Annotated in this window: 2 protein-coding genes and 1 pseudogene; 1 reads left to right on the forward strand and 2 read right to left on the reverse strand. The window is 49.9% G+C overall.

Translation table 11 applies throughout. The annotated features are described in order from the left end of the window. Positions 1–93 (forward strand): annotated as a pseudogene (locus tag Q0614_RS04770) (IS1595 family transposase); the annotation flags it as partial. Here the strand turns inward: Q0614_RS04770 and Q0614_RS04775 are convergent. Together Q0614_RS04775 and Q0614_RS04780 are read right to left on the reverse strand one after the other, a co-directional pair. Then, complete coding sequence (locus Q0614_RS04775) at positions 55–2052, reverse strand: SbmA/BacA-like family transporter (protein WP_298786907.1); 1998 nt, start codon at positions 2050–2052, stop codon at positions 55–57. The pseudogene Q0614_RS04770 and the gene Q0614_RS04775 overlap by 39 nt on opposite strands. 581 nt (positions 2053–2633) lie before the next feature. Continuing rightward, positions 2634–4539 (reverse strand): TonB-dependent siderophore receptor (locus Q0614_RS04780; RefSeq protein ID WP_298786909.1); only part of this gene is annotated, 1906 nt, incomplete at its 5' end.

Here is a 4539-nt window from a genome sequence, read left to right on the forward strand (position 1 = left end):
TGCGAATTTAGATATAATAACAGTAAAGATACGAAGGAGCTCTATCATATTTTACTAAAGATGATAAGAGAGAATCCGCTTAAGTTTAATTGAGCCAAAAATTTTAACGTAATCGGCGCGCGAGTTTAGCATGCGGGCAAATTTCTCAAGCCCTACGCGGCATAAAATTTCTAAAAATTCCGCGTCGTCTGCGCGCGGCGGCTGCGGATAGGAAATGAGCTCTTTTAGGCTAAGCGGCGCTAGATAGGGCTTTTGCGGGATAAATATCACGCCCATGCGCGGCAGACTGATCTCGCCGCAGCCGTATCGCCAAAGCCCCGCCGCGTAGCGCAGAGCCGTGCTTTTGCCTGCGCCGCTCTTGCCTCGCAGCATTATAAACTGCGCGGGCGCAAGCTCGAAGCGTAGATCCTCGATCAGCGGCTCGCCGGCAGGCGTGAAGACCGACAAGCCCTCGCAACGAGCGGAATTTTCGTCGCTTTGTTTGACGCAAGTACGCAGATTTGCGCTCTCGCCGTCCATGCGCGAGATGAACTCATAGATCCTCTGCACGCTCGCCGCCCACTCCATGATCTGTTTGTAATAGTCCATAAACCACGCAAATCCGTCCTGTACGCTGTAAAACGCCGAGCGCGCCTGCATCATGTCGCCAAAGCTCATCGCGCGCGACAAATACAGCGGCAAGCAGGCAAAGATCGGGATCAAATTCGTGATTTTTAGGTAGCTTGCCGAAAAGCACTCGAGGCGAAATTCCGTATTCATGATGCTGCGCCAGTTTCTCATGATCTCGCCGAAGCTCGCGCGGAAGCGGCCGCGCTCGGCATCCTCTCCGCGCATAAAGGCTACGGCTTCTGCGTTTTCACGTACTAGCAGCAGATCCGAGCGGTAGTCGGCTTCGGCGCGCTGCTTGGCAAAATTTAGCCCCCTAAGCCTGCGCCCGATGAGATGCGTAATCAGCGAGCAAAACAGCGTATAAAGGAGCGCGACGTAGAGCAAAAAGCCCTCGATCTCAAAGTGCATGCCGAAAATTTCAAATTTCAGCACCTTCGAGACCTGCCACAAGATCGCAACGAAGGCGATGAGCTTGGCGAGATTATAGACAAGCGATTTTACGAGATCAACGCTTTTTTGCACGAGCAGCAAGCTGTCCTCGGCGATACGCTGATCGGGGTTGTCTAGCTTTGCAATTCCCCGGTCTTCGGAAGCTTTAAACGAACCTTTGGCATCCGCTTCGGTTGCGGGGCACCCAGCCCGCGCCCTCACGGACGCCGCACGTTCGTTTAAATTACCCGTATCTCGTCTTGAATATTCTTTAAAATCTTCCTCACGCTGCTGGTTTAAATTTTCGTTCACATCGGTGCCACTCGCCTCGCTTGCAAGATACTCTGCGCGATCGCTCGCAGAGCCCACGTATTCGTTTAAGCCATCCGTATCCTGCTCCAAATATGCTTTAGTATTCTCGGCGTTTTTTGAATTTTTAAAATTCTCGTCGCTACGATCGTTTAAATTTTTATTCTCGCTTGCGCCGCTTTGCCCTGCCGCATTTTGCTTTGCCGTGCTCGGTAAAATTTCAAACCCCTTTGCATCTTTATGTAAAGCCGCACTGCCCGCTTCGGCTGCGGAACACTCTGCGCGCTCATTTAAATTTACGCCGCCAGGTTTTTCTAAATTTGATCCGCCCCTGGCGCTGAAATTCCCCTCAAGGCTCGTGCGGTAGAAGTTTGCGTTATGTAGCCATTTGCGCTCCATCATCGCGCTTAGCCGCTCGCGCCAGACGATCACAAGCAGTTTGCGAAGCCAGCTGCCACAGACGATGAAAAGCACGATGAGCGCCGTGTAGAGCAAAAACTCGCCCACGAGCGCGGAGATCAGCTCACCTTTAAGCTCGCTTAGCGCGTCGTAAAAGCGCTTATCCCACGCGTTCATCAGCACGCTGATTTTGATGATAGCGAGACTAAAACCAAGCGCGAGCAGCAGCAGCGCCCACAGCTTCGCCGCGCCCTTGCCGAACCAGTGCGGACGTAGAATTTCAAAAAATTGCTTTAGCGTTTTCAAATTTTCTCTTTAAATTTTAAAATTTAGCGCCGATTACAGCGAAATCGCGGGATTAAATTTGATCCCGCAGACTCGCGAGCGAATTTTATGCTCGCAAGTCTGTGCGTTTAATTCACTTGGAATTTCGCGAAATTAAATTTATCGCCCCTGCCCGCGATCGCCCGGATCGCTCGCGCTAATCAATCGTTAATCGACCAAATCGCGAGTTAAATTTTAATCCCGCGGCTTCGTTTAAATTTTACCCGTCTCGCCACGCGCGGATTGCGATAAATTTAGCTCACGCTCCTTTGCGTGCTCGCTCCACTTGCAGCTTTGCAAGTACAAAATCCGCGCGAACGAATGCAAAATTTAATCGCGCTCTTGTTATTCGCGCAAAGACCGTCTGCAGACTTCGGCGCACCGGATTGCTCAAGCTTAATGAGCGCCGATCAACTCATACCTTCATGCAAGCCCCGCTGCGCTCGCGCCGACGCCAACTCGCGCGATCTGAGAGCATAAAGCTTTGCGAATACGACTTACTCGCAAATTTTATGCATCCCGCCCAAAGCAAGGCGCGGGCAGACTTTGAGCAAAACAGCGCCTTAATATTTATAATTAAACGTCAGCATAAAATTCCGCGGCTCGCCGTAGTAATTGTTTTGCCCCGCTACTCTGTTATTTTGATTGACGAAGTAACGCTTGTCGGTTATGTTTTTTACCGATAAATTTAGGCTAAAATTCTCGTTATATTCATACGCGGCGTTGGCGTCCCATATCGTGTAGCCGCCCTGTACGGGGATGTCATTAGCGGGGTAATAAGCGCCCGTTGAGATATTGTGCCTAGTATATTGGTTGTCGGTCTTGCTCTGATATCGAAATCCGGCGCCCAAAGTGATCTTTTGCTGCGCTACGAGAGGAATTTCGTAGCTGCTGTAGAGCTTAAACATACGCTTAGGAATCCACGGCTTGGCATTAGCGCCCTTGCGATAATCGACGTTGCTTAACGCCGCAAGGCGCCTCTCATCCTTCATATACTCGCTTTTATTGTAGGTATAGCCTCCGAATACTTTCCACTCATCGGTAATTGCGCCGTTTGCTTCTATGTCAAAGCCTCTGGATCTGACCTTGCCGCTGGCTACCGATCTGCTTAGACCCGTAGCGTCATAATAATCGTAGTCGGTAACGGCTCTATTTTCCTGCTCGATCTGAAAGAAAGCTACGGTCGTATTTAGCGCGCTGTCGAAAAATTCCGACTTCAAGCCCACTTCGGCGTTATAGCCTACGATCGGCTCTAGAATTTTTTCGTTTCTATCCCTAGCGGTTTGAGGTTTATAAATTTTGGCATAGCTCGCATATAGCGAATGATCTCTCGAAAAATCCCACGTAAGCCCCACGTAAGGCGTGATCTTGTGTTTTTTAACGATATCGTCTTCGCTGTGGCGACCCGTGCGATAGTTATCCGTAGCGCTTTCTCGCTTTAGCCTTGAATATCTGCCGCCTACGAGCAGATGCCAATCATCGTTAAAATTATATCTCGTGCCCATCGCAACCATCTGCTGATAAATTTTAGTCGTGTAGTAAAGATTGTAGCAGCGGGTTCCAAGCGCGCATAGCGCGGTCGTATCATTCCAATTAGGCTCGTTGTTTATAAGCCCCTTATTAAAGCTCTCATATGTCAATCCCGCTGCGCCGCCGTAAACGTCTCTATCGTGCTGCGCGAATCTCTCCTTCGACGCGGTGGCGTTTATAAAAAAAACATGGCTCTGTCCGAACAGCTCATAGTTTATATCGCTACCTACTTGAAAGCTTAGCTCTTTACTGCCGTTGTCGTATCTGTCATAGCCTATGTATCTGCTCGCAGGATCCCTACCCACTCCGTGCCAGCTGCCGAATTTCAACAAGCTCTCGCTGTGAGTATAGTTTAGTTTGGCGTAAGCCTTGATATTATCGCTAAATTTATGATTTAGTTCCAAAAACGTATTATATTTTTCATAAACCGACCTACTCCAATCCGATATAAAGGTCCTTCTTTTGCTTAAATTTAACGCGTTGCCGTCGTTATCCATTACGGGGATACCGAAAGGATCGTAAACGCTTCTCGTTTTTTGATAGATCACGCCAGCTAAAATTTCGCTAAAATCTCCTAGATCAGCTCCCACCATCGCCGATGCCGCGCCACGCTCGGTGCCTTGTAGATCTCTATAAGAGCCCTCCTTGCCGCTTACGCCGATGAGCCGTCCTCGGAGCGAGCCGCTTTCGTTTAAGCCGCCCGTCACGTCCACGCTGCCGCGATAATAATCATAACTGCCCGCACTTAGCGATAAATTTGCTCCAAACTCCTTTTGAGGACGCTTTCTTACTAAATTTATAGTTCCGCCGGGCTCGCCGTTGCTCTGCGTAAGACCCGCGACGCCGCGTAAAACTTCGACGCGATCGTAAAACGCCAAATCCGTGTGCTCCTTAGACTGCCCGTAAAGCCCCTGCGCCGCAAGCGCAGTAGTGGATTGC

Source organism: uncultured Campylobacter sp. (assembly GCF_937997595.1).
In the GTDB taxonomy this organism is placed as follows: Bacteria; Campylobacterota; Campylobacteria; order Campylobacterales; family Campylobacteraceae; genus Campylobacter_B.